The 15,932-nt window shown below is 74.8% G+C and carries 13 protein-coding genes; 8 read left to right on the top strand and 5 right to left on the bottom strand.

Features of this window, described 5'->3' with window-relative positions:
* Positions 1-3 precede the first annotated feature (3 nt).
* Positions 4-615 carry a TetR/AcrR family transcriptional regulator gene (locus ACFCLZ_RS21325; RefSeq protein WP_380278283.1) on the bottom strand — a complete coding sequence of 204 codons (612 nt, stop codon included), beginning with the start codon at positions 613-615 and terminating at the stop codon, positions 4-6.
* Between the two features lie 109 nt (positions 616-724).
* Here ACFCLZ_RS21325 and ACFCLZ_RS21320 point away from each other — a divergent pair, with 109 nt between their 5' ends.
* A complete protein-coding gene (locus ACFCLZ_RS21320) occupies positions 725-2,272 on the top strand; it encodes an MFS transporter (protein ID WP_380278281.1) in 1,548 nt (515 codons plus the stop codon).
* Positions 2,273-2,352: 80 nt separating this feature from the next.
* Here ACFCLZ_RS21320 and ACFCLZ_RS21315 read toward each other — a convergent pair whose 3' ends face one another.
* Entirely contained in the window at positions 2,353-2,631 is a 279-nt protein-coding gene (locus ACFCLZ_RS21315; RefSeq protein ID WP_380278279.1) for a type II toxin-antitoxin system RelE/ParE family toxin, read from the bottom strand.
* A 329-nt stretch (positions 2,632-2,960) separates the two neighbouring features.
* On the opposite strand from ACFCLZ_RS21315, the gene tatA reads away from it, so the two are divergent.
* The 3 genes from tatA (at position 2,961) to ACFCLZ_RS21300 (ending at position 5,322) form a co-directional block, all read left to right on the top strand.
* Positions 2,961-3,260, top strand: coding sequence for a Sec-independent protein translocase subunit TatA (tatA, locus tag ACFCLZ_RS21310; RefSeq protein ID WP_380278277.1), 300 nt, complete (start codon positions 2,961-2,963; stop codon positions 3,258-3,260).
* 152 nt (positions 3,261-3,412) lie between these two features.
* Complete coding sequence (locus tag ACFCLZ_RS21305) at positions 3,413-4,717, top strand: hypothetical protein (protein ID WP_380278275.1); 1,305 nt, start codon at positions 3,413-3,415, stop codon at positions 4,715-4,717.
* Complete coding sequence (locus ACFCLZ_RS21300; RefSeq protein ID WP_380278274.1) at positions 4,714-5,322, top strand: potassium channel family protein; 609 nt, start codon at positions 4,714-4,716, stop codon at positions 5,320-5,322. The genes ACFCLZ_RS21305 and ACFCLZ_RS21300 overlap by 4 nt, the downstream gene beginning before the upstream one ends.
* Before the next feature lie 114 nt (positions 5,323-5,436).
* Here ACFCLZ_RS21300 and ACFCLZ_RS21295 read toward each other — a convergent pair whose 3' ends face one another.
* Both ACFCLZ_RS21295 and ACFCLZ_RS21290 read right to left on the bottom strand, forming a co-directional pair.
* A complete protein-coding gene (locus tag ACFCLZ_RS21295; RefSeq protein ID WP_380278272.1) occupies positions 5,437-7,116 on the bottom strand; it encodes an alkaline phosphatase D family protein in 1,680 nt (559 codons plus the stop codon).
* 121 nt (positions 7,117-7,237) lie between these two features.
* Positions 7,238-8,302 carry a hypothetical protein gene (locus ACFCLZ_RS21290; RefSeq protein WP_380278270.1) on the bottom strand — a complete coding sequence of 355 codons (1,065 nt, stop codon included), beginning with the start codon at positions 8,300-8,302 and terminating at the stop codon, positions 7,238-7,240.
* A 196-nt stretch (positions 8,303-8,498) separates the two neighbouring features.
* On the opposite strand from ACFCLZ_RS21290, the gene ACFCLZ_RS21285 reads away from it, so the two are divergent.
* Positions 8,499-11,006 (top strand): helicase-associated domain-containing protein, encoded by a 2,508-nt coding sequence (locus ACFCLZ_RS21285; protein WP_380278268.1) that lies wholly within the window; start codon positions 8,499-8,501, stop codon positions 11,004-11,006.
* Positions 11,007-11,069: 63 nt separating this feature from the next.
* Here the strand turns inward: ACFCLZ_RS21285 and ACFCLZ_RS21280 are convergent, their stop codons facing one another.
* Positions 11,070-11,327 carry a hypothetical protein gene (locus ACFCLZ_RS21280; protein ID WP_380278266.1) on the bottom strand — a complete coding sequence of 86 codons (258 nt, stop codon included), beginning with the start codon at positions 11,325-11,327 and terminating at the stop codon, positions 11,070-11,072.
* A 129-nt stretch (positions 11,328-11,456) separates the two neighbouring features.
* Here ACFCLZ_RS21280 and ACFCLZ_RS21275 point away from each other — a divergent pair, with 129 nt between their 5' ends.
* The 3 genes from ACFCLZ_RS21275 to ACFCLZ_RS21265 all read left to right on the top strand — a co-directional run bounded on the left by ACFCLZ_RS21275 (position 11,457) and on the right by ACFCLZ_RS21265 (position 15,918).
* Positions 11,457-11,861: a hypothetical protein gene (locus ACFCLZ_RS21275; RefSeq protein WP_380278265.1), complete on the top strand. Its 405-nt coding sequence runs from the start codon at positions 11,457-11,459 to the stop codon at positions 11,859-11,861.
* A 115-nt stretch (positions 11,862-11,976) separates the two neighbouring features.
* A complete protein-coding gene (locus ACFCLZ_RS21270) occupies positions 11,977-13,614 on the top strand; it encodes a DNA repair helicase XPB (protein ID WP_380278263.1) in 1,638 nt (545 codons plus the stop codon).
* A 192-nt stretch (positions 13,615-13,806) separates the two neighbouring features.
* Positions 13,807-15,918, top strand: coding sequence for a HelD family protein (locus tag ACFCLZ_RS21265; RefSeq protein WP_380278262.1), 2,112 nt, complete (start codon positions 13,807-13,809; stop codon positions 15,916-15,918).
* The last annotated feature ends 14 nt before the right edge of the window (positions 15,919-15,932 follow it).

Here is a 15,932-nt window from a genome sequence, read left to right as displayed (position 1 = left end):
GTCTCAGGCGGGGCCGTGCCACGCCCCCGCGGGCTTCGGCTTCAGCAGCGAGCCGCCGACCAGCTCCAGCCCGCGCAGCAGGTCCCGCCCGCCCGGCGCCATCTCGGGCGCGGCGAGCCACTGCCCGGCCAGGCCCACCAGCAAGGCCTGGTAGAAGGTGCCGCGGGCCAGCTCCTCCTCGGTGTCCGACACCTCGGAGAGCCCCTGGAACACGGCCGCAAGCCCGAGCCGCCCGTCCTTCTGGGCCCCGGCCAGGGCCTCCCGCAGCTCGGGCGCCCGCTCGACCTGCACCATCGCCTCGAACTGCGCGGCCCAGAGGCCGCGGTGCTCGGCGATGGTCTCACGCACGCCGTCCCACACGGCGACGAACCGTTCCTCCGGGTCGTCGGACGCCTCGTTGGCCCGCGCCACCACGGCTCCCACCATGACGCCCCACTCCCCGGTCGCCTCGATCAGCGCCGCGTTGAGCAGCGCCTCCTTGGAGCCGAAGTGGTAGCCGATGGCCGCCAGGCTCACGCCGGAGGCGGTGGCGATGTCCCGGGCGGTGGTGCGCCCGTAGCCCTTCTCGATCAGGCAGCGCTTGGCGCCGGCCATGAGGTCCTCTCGATTTCCCATGCCCGAATGCTACGTCCGATCCAGACGGATGTCTTGCACGCCTGTCTGGCACGAATGATTTAGACGCTCGTACTAGACAAACGTCTGACACATCCGTACCGTCTTCCTCATGACCGCCACCCCAGGCCGCGCAGGCCGTCGCGAATGGATCGGCCTCGCCGTCCTGTTGCTCCCGACCCTCGTCCTCACCATGGACATGGGCGTGCTCTTCTTCGCCGTCCCCTACATCTCCACCACGCTGGCGCCGAGCGGCACCCAACAGCTGTGGATCATGGACATGTACTCGTTCCTGCTGGCCGGGCTGCTGATCACGATGGGCGCGCTGGGCGACCGGATCGGCCGTCGCCTGCTGCTGATGATCGGCGCCACCGGCTTCGCCGGCGCCTCGCTGCTCGCCGCCTCCGCGGACAGCGCCGGCCAGCTGATCGCCGCCCGCGCCCTGCTGGGCGTCGCCGGGGCCACCGTGATGCCCTCGACCCTCGCGCTGATCCGCAACATGTTCCACGACCCCAAGCAGCGCCAGGTCGCGCTCGGCGCCTGGGGCGGCATCCTCACCGCCGGCGCCACCCTCGGGCCGGTCGCCGGCGGCCTGCTGCTCGACCACTTCTGGTGGGGCTCGGTCTTCCTGCTCGCCCTCCCGGTGATGGCCCTGGTCCTGCTCGCCGCCCCGGTGCTGCTCCCCGAGTACCGCTCCCCGCAGCACGGCAGCTTCGACCTGCTCGGCGCGGTCCTCTCGCTGGCCGCCGTCCTGCCGCTGATCTACGGCGTCAAGACGCTCGCGGTGGACGGCTGGGACCTGCTCGCCGCGCTCGCCGTCCCGGCCGGCCTGCTCCTCGGCGGCGCGTTCGTCTGGCGCCAGCGCACCGCCGCGCACCCGCTGCTCGATCTCGGCCTGTTCCGGATCCGCGCCTTCAGCGGGGCGATCAGCGTCAACACCGTGGCGATGTTCGCGATGATGGGCTTCACCCTCTTCACCTCGCAGTACCTGCAGCTGGTCAAGGGCATGAGCCCGCTCACCGCCTCGCTCTGGTCACTCGTTCCCAGCGTGGGCGTCGGCGCGGCCGTCGGCATCACCTCGGCGCTCGCCGGCAAGGTGCGCCCCGCGGTGATGATGGCCTCGGGCTTCCTGATCGGCGCGGGCGGCTTCGCACTGATGACCCAGGTCGGCGCGGACTCCCCGCTGGCGCTCATCCTCACCGCGGCGGGTGTGCTGGCCGCCGGCACCGTCGGCACCATGACCCTCACCGCCGAGCTCGTGGTCTCCTCCGCCCCCGCCGAGCGGGCCGGCGTCGCCTCCGCCACCTCCGAGACCGCCGTCGAGCTCGGCAGTTCCCTCGGCATCGCGCTGCTCGGGGCGGCCGGCGCCGCGGTCTACCGCTCCCAGCTGGACGGCGCCCTGCCGGCCGGCGTGGAGGGCGAGGCCGCCCGCGCCGCACAGGACACCCTCGGCGGCGCGGTCACCGTGGCCGCCCAGCTGCCCGGCCAGCTCGGCGCCGACCTCCTCGCCACCACCCGCACCGCGTTCACCGACGGCCTGCACGTCGCCGCCGTCGTCGGCCTCGTGCTCGTGCTCGGCGCCTCCCTGCTCGCCTACCGCCTGATGCGCCACCTCCCCGCCGCCGCCCCGGCCCCCACCCCCGAGCCGGCCGCCGCCTGACCGCCCCACCGCCGATCCCCCGCAGCGCGTCATCGCAGCCCCCGCCCCCACCCGGCCGGGGGCTGCCGCGTTCCCGGGGATCACTGGCCGCGATAAACCTCTCGCCGATTCCCCACCGCCAGGACCCAGACGACCACTTGTCCCCCTTCAACCGTGTAGACGACCCGGTGGTCCCCGACCCGCAGCCGCCACCGCGCGCTGTGGCCCTGCAACGCCTTGATGTCGAACCCCGCGGTGTCCCCGGCGTCCAACCCCCGTTGTAGATCCGAGAGTCGGCGGAGGATCCGCATCGCCTCCGGCCGGGGAACCTTCAGGAGGTCCCGCTGCGCGTGCGGCGTGAACCGCGCGACGTGGCCCACAGCCCGTCAGCCCGTGTGACCGGAACCGGCCAAAACGCCGGGGCGGGAGGGCTGCCGGACGTGCGGTCCACGGGCGCCCGGCCACCTGTCGCGCCGGGGGCGGCCGGGTCCAGGGGGCGGGGGGCGGGGGGCGCGACCTCGGGTGATGGGGGTGGCCCGGACGGGGCCCGTGGGGCGGGGCTCGGCCCGCCCGCGCAACATCTGGTTTTTGACCAGCGTTTCCCGACCGGTGTATACGTTCGCCGCCACGGGCAGGCATACTGGCCAGGACGGGCGCTTTGCCCAACTGTGACGTATGACTCTAGACGAGAAGGGACCGGTGGCCAGGGATGCTGCGTAACGGTCTTGAGCCCTGGCACGTGCTCGTGGTGCTGGCTGTCGTGATCCTGCTGTTCGGGTCGAAGAAGCTGCCGGAGATGGCCCGCGGCCTCGGCAAGTCGATGCGAATCCTCAAGGCGGAGACGAAGGCGATGCGCGAGGACGACACGCCCGCCGCCGACGCCGCCCAGGGCACCGCGCAGAGCACCGCCGCCCCGGCGCAGCCGGCTGCCGAGCAGCCCCGCCAGGCCGTGAACCCGACCCATGTGACCAAGGCCACCGAGCAGCCCCGGCCCACCACCACCGCCTGAGACCAGGCGGCGCGAACCCGGCCGAAGCCCCCGCCCCGCGGCGGGGGCTTCGTCGTGTCCGCCTGTTCGGCCGTCCACTGACGGACTCGACTGGCCGTCCCTTTTGATCCGTTATCTCCTGGTGTGCACGACAGGAGGAACGGAGTCGAGGCATGGCGACCAACGAGCCCGCCGGCGACCGGCCCGACGAGCTCGCCGAGTTGCGCGCGCGTCTCAGCGCCGTCGAGGCCCACGAGGCGGCGGCGCCGCCCCGGCGCCACCGGGCCCGCTCCGCCTTCGCCGTCCTGCTGGTCCTGCTCGCCTGCGTGCTGACGCCGCTGAGCGTCGCCGCCGTCTGGACCAGGTCGCAGATCACCGACACCGACCGCTACGTCGCCACCATGGCACCGCTGGCCGGCGACCCCGCCATCCGGACGGCCGTCACCGACCGGGTGACCGACGAGATCGTCGGTTACCTCCCGGTCGACTCGCTGCTCACCTCGGTCGCCCCGGCGGACCGCCCCCTGCTGAACACGCTGCTCGGCGGCATCGGCCAGGCGCTCACCGACGGGATCTCCGGCTTCGTGCACGACCAGGTCCAGCGGGTGGTGGCGAGCGACGCGTTCGCCACCATCTGGACCGACGTCAACCGGGAGGCCCACGCGGCCGTCGAGAAGATGCTGACCGGCCAGGGCGGCGGGACCGTCGTGATCAGGAACGACACCGTGGTGCTCGACCTCGCACCGCTGATCGACCGGGTGAAGGCCCGGCTGGTCGACAACGGCCTGTCGATCGCCGCGCGGATCCCCGAGGTGCACACCCAGTACACGCTGGTGCAGTCGGACGCGATCCCCAAGGTCCGCACCGGCTTCCGGCTGCTGGACCTGGCCGGATTCTGGCTGCCGGTGCTGACCGTGGCCTGCGCGGTCGGCGGCGTGCTGCTGGCGGTCCGCCGCCGCCGGGCCGTCGTCACGGTCGCCCTGGGCATGGCCGGCGGGGCGCTGCTGCTGGGGATCGCGCTGTCCGTCTTCCGCGCCCTGTACCTGGACCGGCTGGCGGCCGGGGTCGACCTGGCGGCGGCGCAGGCGGTGTACGACACGCTGGTGCGCTACCTGCGGTCGGCGGTCCGGGTGGTGATCGCGCTCGGGGTGCTGGTGGCGCTGGGCGCCTGGATCGGCGGCCGCGGGCGGTGGGCCGGGACGACCCGGGGCATGTGGGCGTCCGGGCTGGGGGCGGTGCGGCGCGCCGCCGAGCGGGCCGGGCTGCGGCTGGGCCCGGTGGGGCGGTTCGTGCACCGGTGGAAGGCCTGGCTGGGCTGGGCGGCGGTGGCGGGCGCCGCGCTGGCGTTCCTGCTGTGGAGCTATCCGACCGTCCTGGTGACGCTCTGCCTGGCGCTCGCGCTGGTGGCGGTACTGGCGCTGCTGGAGTTCCTGGACGAGCCCGACGGCGTCCCGGCCGGGGCGCGCCGACCGGGATGAGCACCCAGCAGCCGCCGTCGGCGCCCCCGACCCCGCCCACGCCCGCGCCCCGGGACAACTTCGACCTGCGGGCCTGGGGCCTGTTGCTCGGCTCGTTCACCCTGCTGCTGCTCGGCTACTTCACCGTGCCGCTGCGCGTCCTGGGCGAGGACCGCCCGGTGCTGAGCTGGCTGCTCTTCGGGGTGGTGCTGACCGGGCTGACCGGGCTGCTGCTGGCCCGGATCGTCGACACCTTCCGCGGCACGGGCCGTCACCCCGGGGTGTGGCTGGCCTTCCTGATCTGTCTCTCGCTGACCGTCTTCGCCGGCACCTACTACGTGCTGGCCGACCGCCCGGGCGAGTTCGTCGGGCTGGAGACCCGGCTCGACTCGCTGTACTTCACGGTCGTCACGATGGCGACCATCGGCTACGGCGACATCACCGCGGCCGGGCAGGGACCGCGGCTGGTGGTGCTGCTGCAGATCGCCTACAACTTCGTCTTCCTGGCGGCGGCGGCCGGCGCCCTGAGCCGGACCGTCCGCAGCGGCATGGAGACCCGCGCCCACCGCGACGGCCACGGGCACGAGCACCACCACGGCCGCCGTCGCCGCCGCCGGAAGGGTTAGGAGCGGGCCTCGCCCCGGAACGCCGCCGCGCGGCGGACGTCCGCCACCCCGAGCACCACCGAACCGGGTCCCGGCATGCCGACGATTGCGCCGGACGGCCTGACGGCCGGACGGTCAGGCCGGGACCAGGCCCGGCTCGCCGGCCACCACGGCCCAGGAGGCGGAGGTCCGCACCGGCGACTCGCGTACGTCGATGCTGTCCACGGTCCGGGCGTCGGTCAGCCACCGCTCCCGGTCCACGTCCAGGCGCAGGTAGCCGCGGCGCAGGCCCTCGAAGTACTTCACGTGCGGGTTGAGCGAGGGGTTGAGCGCCTTGAGCGGCGCGTCGAAGGCGGCCGGGAAGTCCGAACTGACGCTGGTGGCCGTGAACTCGACGGCGACCGGGGCGGCGGCGAGGTCGTCGCGGTCGATCCGCAGGTCGCTGAACCAGGAGGAGTGGATGTCTCCGGCGAGCACCACCGGGTTGGCCACCTCGGCGTCCCGCAGGAAGTGCAGCAGCCGGGCGCGGGCCGGGTCGTAGCCGTCCCACTGGTCGAGGTTGGCGATCGGCGGCAGCGGGTGCGCCGGGTCGAGGAAGTCGGGGAAGCGGATCTGACTCATCATCACCTGCTGGGCGAGGACGTTCCAGCGGGCCCGGGAGCCGGTCAGGCCGCGGTGCAGCCAATCCTCCTGCTCGGCGCCGGTCAGGGTGCCGGAGGTGTTCCCCAGGCCGTCCGCGACGGGCCCGAAGTCCTGGGCGCGGCCGCCCGGTTGGTCGGTGCGGTACTGGCGGGTGTCGAGCACGTTGAGCCGCAGCAGGTCGCCGAAGTCGAAGCGGCGGTACAGCCGGTAGTCCGGGGAGCCGTTGCGGTAGGGGTTCCGCAGCGGCATGTGCTCGTAGTACGCCTGGTAGGCGGCGGCGCGCTCGCGGGCCATGGCCGCGGTGTCCTGGTGACGGGCGCCGGTGTCGTCGATCTCGTCGACCAGGCCGGCGTAGTTGTTCTCGACCTCGTGGTCGTCCCAGGTGACGATCCAGGGGAAGGCGGCGTGCGCGGCCTGCAGCGCCGGGTCGGTCTTGTACTGCGCGTGCCGGGCCCGGTAGTCGGCGAGGGTGATCAGCTGGTCGAGGCCCGGGGTCCGCGGGGCGGTGTGCAGGCGGTCCGGGTGGCGGCCGCCCGGATCGGTCTCGTAGATGTAGTCGCCGAGGTGCACGACGGCGTCGAGGTCCTCGGCGGCCAGGGCGGTGTAGGCGGGCCAGTAACCGTTCTGCCAGTCCTGGCAGTTGACCACGCCGAGGCGGAGCCGGCCGGGGCGGGCGCCGGCCGCCGGGGCGGTGCGGGTCCGGGCGGCCGGGCTGAGGTGGCGGCCGGCCCGGAAGCGGTACCAGTGGTCGCGGCCGGGCTGCAGTCCGCGCACGTCGACGTGGACGCTGTGGGCGCGCTCGGCCTCGGCGGCGGCGACGCCGCGCCGGACGACCCGGCAAAAGCCCGGGTCCGTCGCGACCTCCCAGGAGACGGGCACGGTGCGGGTTCCCATGGCGGCGGCGTCGAACGGGTCGGCGACCAGCCTGGTCCACAGGACCACCGCGTCGGGCAGCGGATCGCCGCTGGCCACACCCAGCAGGAACGGGTCGCGCCGGACCGGTTCCGCGTGCGCCGTGCGGATGTCGAGCGCCTGGACGCCGGCGGCGACGGCCGCGCCGACCAGCAGTCCGCGGCGGCTGAGCGCGGCGGACCGGGGCCTCGGCGCAACGGCCGGCAGGGACGTCGGGGATGTCGGGGATGTCGGGGACGAGGGCAACGGGGACGGCGGCACGGGAGACCTCCTGCGGCTGCTGGGCGTCGGGACACCAAGGCCGACATTCCATCAGAGCGACGGGCGCCGAACCATGAACAGAAGGCGACGTCTTACCCTCTTCCCGTTCACCGGAGGGGAGTTACCCGCCCGCCCCGTCCGCTCCTCCACCGCGCCGGCGCAGCGACATCAGGAGCAGGAAGACGGCCGACAGCACGGCCGCCACCCGCAGCACGCCCGGCGCGGAGTCCCACATCACCCGGTTGGCCTGCTCGCCGGGATTCAGGCCCGTGCCCCAGCGGCCCTGGGCGCGGCCCCAGACCCAGAGCGAACTGCCGCTGATCGTCATCAGCGGGATCCCGAACACGGCCACCTTGCGGGTGAGGTCGGACAGGTGGCGGGAGACGTAGCCGAGCGCCCAGCCGATCAGCATGGCGATCAGCTGTCCGGTGACGGCGCCGCCGATCAGCACCGCGGCGGAGAGCAGCAGCAGCGGTGAGGGGCGGCGGCCGGCGGACACCCCGGCCTTGGCGGGCTTTGCGGAGGCGTCGGGGGCCGCGGGGGCGCCTTCGGCGGGGGCGGCCCCGTCCTCGGCCGCCCGGCCCCTGCGCGCCTTGGCCTTCTTCGCCCGGCCCTTCTTCTTCGGGGCGGCGGCGCCGGGCGGCTCGGTCGCCGCGGCCTCGCCCGGCGCGGTGTCCGCGCCCGCCGCGCCGGGCCCGTTCTCGTCCTCGGGTGCGGTCCGCTGCTCGGGGATCGGCCGGTTGGACACGGCCGGGCCGTCCCCGAAGTCGATGCTCACGTAGTCCCAGTCGCCCGTGTTCACGGCGCGGTACGCGGGCGGCAGCGCCTCGGGGTCGACGGGGGCCCCTTCGGCCGGCTTCGCGAGCCACGGCGATCCGCCGTCCCGCCCGGGCGGCGCGGACGGGGCGGACGGGGCCGGAGCGGACGGCCCGGACCGCCCGGACCTCGGGGCGCGCGCGGGGGGCGGCAGGAACGTGGCGGGCGCACCGTCGGCCGGCCTGGACTGCGGCGCGGACGGCGGTCCGGCGGGGCGGGGCGGCACCGGGGGGCGCGGCGGCGCGGCGGGCGCCGGCTCCTGCGCGTACACGCTGTCCCCGTCACCACCCCCGCCCCGGCCCGCCGCCCCCGGGGCACCCGGCGGCTCGGTCCAGGGCCCCTGCTTGCGCCACCACTCGCCGTCCGACATCCCACACCCCGCCTTGCCCGTACCGAACCGGACCCGCCACGCGTCCGGACGCGGCGTCAGCCCCGCCGACCGTGACGGTACCCACCCGCCGCCCCGCCACGCGAGCCGGAGCGCCCCGGGCGCGCCCCGTGGCACCGGCCGTCCCGCCGACGCCGGGACCCTCCTGTCCCGCCGCCACCCGACTAACCTAGGTCGAATGACCGCACAGCAGGGCCCTCCACGCCAGGCCAAGTCCTCCGCCGGCCCCCGCACCCTCGCCGAGGAACTCCGCGCCCGGCCCGACGACGACCTCGCCGCCCTGCTCCGGTCCCGCCCCGACCTGCTCAACCCCGTGCCCGGCGACCTCACCCAGCTCACCGCCCGGCTCTCCTCCCGCGCCTCCGCCCTGCGCGCGCTGGAGCGGCTGGACCGGTTCACCCTGCAGGCCGCCGAGGCCCTCGCCGCGCTCCCCGACGGCTCCCCGCCCGCCGCCGTCCGCACCCTGCTGGCCGGACCCGCCAAGGTGAAGCCGCACCCCGGCGCCACCCCGCTGAGCGCCGCCGACCGGTCCGCCGTCGCCTCCGCGCTCCCCCGCGCCCTGGCCACCCTGCGCGACCGCGCACTGCTCTGGGGCCCGGACAACGGCCTGCGCCTGGTCATCGCCGCCCGCGAGGCGCTCGCCCCGACCGCCACCAACCCGGGCCGCACCGGTCTCGGCCCGACCTTCGCCGAGGCCAGCACCGGCATGTCCCCGGCCCGCCTCCAGCAGCTGCTCGCCTCCGCCGGGCAGCCCGCGACGCCCGACCCGGTCACCGCCGTCGCCGCGTTCACCGCGCTGCTCACCGACCGCACCCGCTGCGAGGACCTGCTCGCCACCGCCCCCGAACCCGCCCTGCGGCTGCTCGACCGGCTGGTCTGGGGCCCGCCCACCGGCACCGTCCCGGACGCCACCCGCCCGGTCACCGCCGAGGACGCGCAGAGCCCGGTCGAGTGGCTGCTGGCCCGCGGCCTGCTGCTGCCCAGCAGCCCGGGCAGCGTCGTGCTGCCCCGCGAACTCGCCCTCCACCTGCGCGGCGGCCGCTCGCACCGCACCGTCGAACCGCTCGCGCCCGAGCCGGCGCCCGCCGCCGCGCCGCGCGACCCCCGGACGGTGGACGGCGCCGCCGCCGGGCAGGCGCACACCGCCGTGCGGACCGTCGAGGACCTGCTCGACCTCTGGGGCCTCACCCCGCCGCCCACCCTGCGCGCCGGCGGCCTCGGTGTGCGCGACCTCAAGCGCACCGCCCAGGCCCTGGAGAGCACCGAGCCGATCGCCGCCTTCTGGCTCGAACTCGCCTACACCGCGGGCCTGCTGGCCCCGGACGGCGAGGCCGACGAACACTGGGCGCCGACCCCGGGGTACGACGAGTGGCTGCGGCTGGACACCGCCGGGCGCTGGACCGTACTCGCCCGCGCCTGGCTCGCCGCCACCCGCGTCCCGGCCCTCGCCGGCACCGCCGACGGCCGGGGCAAGCCGCGCGCCGCGCTCGGCCCGGAGCTGGACCGCACCCTCGCCCCGTCCGTCCGCCGCGCCGCCCTCGCCCTGCTCGCCGAACTCCCGCCCGGCACCCCGGCCACCGCCGAGGAACTGCTGCCCACCCTGCGCTGGCAGCGCCCGCTGCGCGGCGGCCCGACCGCCCCCGACGGCAGCGGCGACCTGCGCGACCAGCTGGCCGCCTGGACCCTCACCGAGGCCGAACTCCTCGGCATCACCGGCCGCGGCGCGCTCGCCGCCCCCGCCCGGGCCCTGCTCACCGCCGAGCACGACCCGGCCGCCGTGCTCGCCCCGCTGCTGCCGCAGCCGCTCGACCACGTCATCCTGCAGCCGGACCTCACCGCGATCGCCCCCGGCCCGCTGCTCACCCCGCTCGCCCAGGCGCTCGCGCTCTGCGCCGACATCGAGTCCAAGGGCGGCGCCACCGTCTACCGGTTCACCCCCGGGTCGGTGCGCCGCGCGCTGGACGCCGGACGCACCGCCGCCGACCTGCGGGCCTTCCTGGCGCAGCACTCCCGCACGCCCGTCCCGCAGCCGCTCGCCTACCTGATCGACGACGTCGCCCGCCGGCACGGCCTGCTGCGGGTCGGCGCCGCCTCGTCCTACCTGCGCTGCGACGACCCGGCGCTGCTGAACGAGATCCTGGCCGACCGCCGCTCCGCCGACCTGCGGCTGCGGCTGCTCGCGCCCACCGTGCTGGCCGCCCAGGCCGCCCCCGACGTCCTGCTCGCGGGCCTGCGCGCCATGGGGTACGCGCCGGCCGCCGAGTCCGCCGAGGGCGATGTGCTGATCACCCGCCCGGACAGCCACCGCACCCCGCCGCGCGCGGCCCCGGTCCCCGTCCCGGACGGCCCGCCCGCGCCGGACGACACCCTGCTCGCCGCCGCCGTCAAGGTGATCCGGGCCGGCGACCGGGCCGCCACCGCCGCCCGCCGCGAGCCCGCCGCCCCGGCCGGACGCCAACTCCCGCGCACCGCAGCCGCCGAGACGCTCGCGGCACTGCAGACCGCGGTCCTGCTCGGCGAGCGGATGTGGATCGGCTACCTCAACGCGGAGGGCCTCGCCAGCCAGCGGATCATCGACCCGGTCAAGGTCGAAGGAGGCTACGTCACCGCCTTCGACCACCACGACGGCGAACTGCGCACCTTCGCGCTGCACCGGATCACCGGCGTCGCCGAACTCGACGAGTAACGGCCCCCGGACCTCAGGGCTTCAGGGCCTCAGGGCCTCAGGGCCTCAGGGCCTCAGGGCCCCCTACCCCTTGGCCGCCTGCTCCGCCTGCTTCTCCTTCATCGCCTTCTCCGCCATGGCGGCGAGGTCCCCCTGACCGACCGGCATCACCGAGCTCGCCCCGGCCAGGTCCGCGAGCAGGAACCCGGGCGAGGCCAGCAGCCCGCCCGGCCCCTCCCCGATGCCCGCGATCGCGTGCGCGGAGGTGGCCGTGGAGGCGGTGGCGGCGAAGGCCGTCCCGACGAGGGCGAGGGCGGTGAGGACACGCTTCGACTTGTTCATGCCCTGCCCAACGAGCCACCCCGCCCCCGGTCACCCCCCGCCACCCCGTCCGCACCGCGCGTACCGGCAGTTGACGACCCGCCCCCACCGGCGTAGTCCGGAGTGCGGGGGGTGACGAAAGGAGTCATCATGCTCGGCGATCTCATCGGCGAAACCCAGGGCCATGACACCGGCCGCCGCGTCCTCGACGCCGGGGACGGCCACGTCGTCGTCGAGGTCTCGTTCGAGGGCAGCGGCAGCTACTACGGCACCGCCGTCACCGGCTTCGGCACCTACGAGTCCGAGTTGCGCGCCGACGGCAGCCTGCACGGCGAGGGCCAGGGCGTCGACATGGCGGCCGACGGCCAGAGCGTCGTCTGGCACGGCATCGGCATCGGCCACTTCACCGAGGGCGGCGGCACCAGCTGGCGCGGCTCGCTCTTCTTCCACACCGCCTCGCCCGGGCTCGACCGCCTCAACCACGTCGTCGGCCTCTTCGAGTACGAGGTCGCCCCGGACGGCAAGTCCACCGGCACGTTCCACGAGTGGAAGTAGCCCTCCCGCCCCGAGCGGTCCCGTCCACCCGGTCGGATGGGCGACACTGGAGGGTCGGCGTCCCGAAGGACCCGCAGACCCGACCGACCTGTCAGCCAGTGGAGGGCTCCCCCGCGTGAACGACGGACCGCTCATCGTCCAGAGCGACAAAACTCTCCTCCTGGAGATCGACCACCCCAAGGCCGCCGACTGCCGCCGCGCCATCGCGCCGTTCGCGGAGCTGGAGCGGGCGCCCGAACACGTGCACACGTACCGGGTGACACCGCTCGGGCTGTGGAACGCGCGGGCGGCCGGACACGACGCCGAGCAGGTCGTGGACGCCCTGGTGACGTACTCGCGCTACCCGGTGCCGCACGCGCTGCTGGTCGACGTGGCCGACACGATGGCCCGGTACGGGCGGCTGCGGCTGCTCAAGCACCCGGTCCACGGGCTGGTGCTCACCAGCACCGACCGGCCGGTGCTGGAGGAGGTGCTGCGCTCCAAGAAGATCGTCCCGCTGGTCGGCGCCCGGCTCGACCCGGACACCGTGGTGGTGCACCCCTCCGAGCGCGGGCAGATCAAGCAGGTGCTGCTGAAACTCGGCTGGCCCGCCGAGGACTTCGCCGGCTACGTGGACGGCGAGGCGCACCCGATCGAGCTGGAGGAGAACGGCTGGACCCTGCGTCCCTACCAGGAGCAGGCGGTGGAGGGCTTCTGGCACGGCGGCTCGGGCGTCGTCGTGCTGCCCTGCGGCGCCGGCAAGACGCTGGTCGGCGCGGCGGCGATGGCGCACGCCAAGTCGACCACGCTGATCCTGGTCACCAACACCGTCTCGGCCCGGCAGTGGAAGCACGAGCTGGTCAAGCGGACCTCGCTCACCGAGGACGAGATCGGCGAGTACAGCGGCACCAGGAAGGAGATCCGCCCGGTCACCATCGCCACCTACCAGGTGATGACCACCAAGCGGAAGGGCGTCTACGCCCACCTGGAGCTCTTCGACGCCCGCAACTGGGGCCTGGTCGTCTACGACGAGGTCCACCTGCTGCCGGCGCCGGTGTTCAAGTTCACCGCGGACCTCCAGGCCCGCCGCCGGCTCGGCCTGACCGCCACCCTGGTGCGCGAGGACGGCCGCGAGGGCGACGTGTTCAGCCTGATCGGTCCCAAGCGCTTCGACGCGCCGTGGAAGGAGATCGAGGCACAGGGCTACATCGCGCCCGCCGACTGCTGCGAGGTCCGGGTCACCCTCACCGACTCCGAGCGGCTGGCCTACGCGACCGCGGAGCCCGAGGAGCGGTACCGCTTCTGCGCGACCACGGCGACCAAGCGCCGGGTGGTGGAGGCCCTGGTCAAGAAGCACGAGAAGGACCAGACGCTGATCATCGGCCAGTACATCGACCAGCTGGACGAGCTCGGCGAGGCCCTGGACGCCCCGGTGATCAAGGGCGAGACCAGCAACGCCCAGCGCGAGAAGCTGTTCGACGCCTTCCGCAACAAGGAGATCGGCGTCCTGGTCGTCTCCAAGGTCGCCAACTTCTCCATCGACCTGCCGGAGGCGACCGTCGCCATCCAGGTCTCCGGGACCTTCGGCTCCCGGCAGGAGGAGGCCCAGCGCCTCGGCCGGGTCCTGCGCCCCAAGGCGGACGGCCACTCCGCCCACTTCTACTCGGTGGTCGCCCGGGACACCGTCGACCAGGACTTCGCCGCCCACCGCCAGCGCTTCCTCGCCGAGCAGGGCTACGCCTACCGCATCATCGACGCGGACGACGTCCTGTAACGCAGGAGACGGGGGTGGAACGGAGGGGCGGACGCGGCTAGGATCGTCCGTCTGCCCCTCCCGAACCGTGGTACCTGCTGTAGTCGCGCAGGCAGCCGGGGGAGGTGCCGGCCGTTCGGCAACCGGCCGGTATCCACCGTGAGCTCCTACGATCCGCTGCGCCCGCGTCCGGGGCAGCCGGAAAGGTTCGCTGTGCCCGCCACCCCCACCACCGAACCCCTGCAGCGCGAACGCGACCACCTGGCCGCGTCCAGGGCCGCGCTGCGCGCGATGCGCGAGGACGTCGAGTCCCTGGACATCCGCGACGTGACCGGCACCTGGGTCACCGCCCTGGTGCTGCACAACCAGATCGAGGCCAGGATCGCCGCCCTGGCCGACCTCTCGCACACCCCGCTGTTCTTCGGCCGGCTCGACTACCTGCACGCGATCGGCGAGGAGCTGAGCGAGGGGTCCACAAACGGTGCCGCGCGAAGCGCGTCGGACAAGGGTGGTGGCGGGCGACGGGCGGGAGAGAGCTTCTACATCGGCCGGCGTCACGTGCACGACGCCGACGGCGACCCGATGGTGATCGACTGGCGCGCGCCGGTCTCCCAGCCGTTCTACCGGGCCAGCCGCACCGAGCCGATGGACGTCGAGCGCCGCCGCCGCTTCGGCTACACCGGCGGCGAGCTCACCGCGTACGAGGACGAGCACCTCTGCGACCCCGCCGAGCACAGCACCGCCTCCGCCCTGCTGGCCGCCGAGATCGAGAAGCCGCGCGTCGGCCCGATGCGCGACATCGTGGCGACCATCCAGCCGGAGCAGGACGAGATCGTCCGCGCCGACATCTCCGGCACCCTCTGCGTGCAGGGCGCCCCCGGCACCGGGAAGACCGCCGTCGGCCTGCACCGTGTGGCGTTCCTGCTGTACGCGCACCGCGAGCGGCTGGCCCGCACCGGGACTCTGGTGATCGGCCCGAACAACGCCTTCCTCTCGTACATCGAGCAGGTGCTGCCCGCCCTGGGCGAGCTGGACGTCGCGCAGGCCACCGTGCAGCAGCTGGTCGGGCACGTCGAGGTGCGCGGCGAGGACGCCCCCGAGGCGGCCCGGCTGAAGGGCGACGCCCGGATGGCGGAGGTGCTGCGCCGGGCGGTCCGCTCCGGCATCGCGCTGCCCACCGAGCCGTGCGTGGTCGTCCGCGGCTCCCGCCGCTGGCGCGTCCCGGCCTACGAACTGGTCGAGATCATCGAGGAGTTGAAGGGCCGCGACATCCGCTACGGGGCGGCGGCCGAGGCGCTGCCGCAGCGGATCGCGCACGCCGTGCTGCTGAAGATGGAGCAGGGCGGCGAGGCCCCGGACGACCGGGTGCAGGACGCGGTGGCCCGCAACGCCGCCGTGAAGGCGACGGTCAAGGCGTGCTGGCCGGCGGTCGACCCGGCCAAGCTGGTGCTGCGACTGCTCTCCGAGCCGGAGTTCCTGGCCGCGTGCGCGGACGGCGTGCTGAGCGCCGAGGAGCAGGCGGCCGTGCTGTGGCCCAAGCCGGGCCGCTCGGTGAAGACCGCCCGCTGGACCGCCGCCGACGCCGTCCTCGTCGACGAGGCGACCGACCTGGTGCGACGCACGGCCTCGCTCGGGCACGTGGTGCTGGACGAGGCGCAGGACCTCTCGCCGATGCAGTACCGCGCGGTCGGCCGCCGCTGCACCACCGGCTCGGCGACCGTGCTCGGCGACCTCGCCCAGGGCACCACCCCCTGGGCGACGGCGAGTTGGCCGGAGGCGCTGCACCACCTGGGCAAGCCGGCCGCCCACATCGAGGAGCTGACCAAGGGCTTCCGGGTGCCGGAGGAGGTCATCGCGTACGCCTCCCGGCTGCTGCCGTCGATCGCCCCCGGCCTGAACCCGGCGAGTTCGGTGCGCGAGGCCCCGGGCTCACTGACGATCCGCCAGGTCGCCGGGGAGGAGCGCGCGGAGGCCGTGGTCGAGGCCTGCCGGCGGGCCCTGGAGCGGGAGGGCTCGACCGGTCTGATCGCGGCCGACGCGCGCGTCCCGCTGCTGGCGCAGGCGCTCACGGAGGCCGGGCTGGCGCATCTCGCGCCCGGCACCGAGACCAGTGCCGAGGCCCGGCTGACGCTCGTCCCGGCGTCGCTGGCCAAGGGTCTGGAGTACGACTACGTGGTGCTGGACGAGCCGGCCGCGGTGGTCGCGGGCGAGCCGGACGAGCGGACCGGCCTGCGGCGGCTGTACGTGGCGCTCACCCGCGCGGTCTCCGGCCTGGAGGTGCTGCACGCCGAGCCGCTGCCGGAGCAGCTGAACGGCCAGGACTGAACGGTCAGGACTTG

Origin of the sequence: Kitasatospora purpeofusca (assembly GCF_042691725.1) — a bacterium.
Classification (GTDB): Bacteria; Actinomycetota; Actinomycetes; order Streptomycetales; family Streptomycetaceae; genus Kitasatospora; species Kitasatospora purpeofusca_B.
Note: the sequence above shows the minus strand (reverse complement) of the source record. Positions and strands in the feature narration are given on the sequence as shown.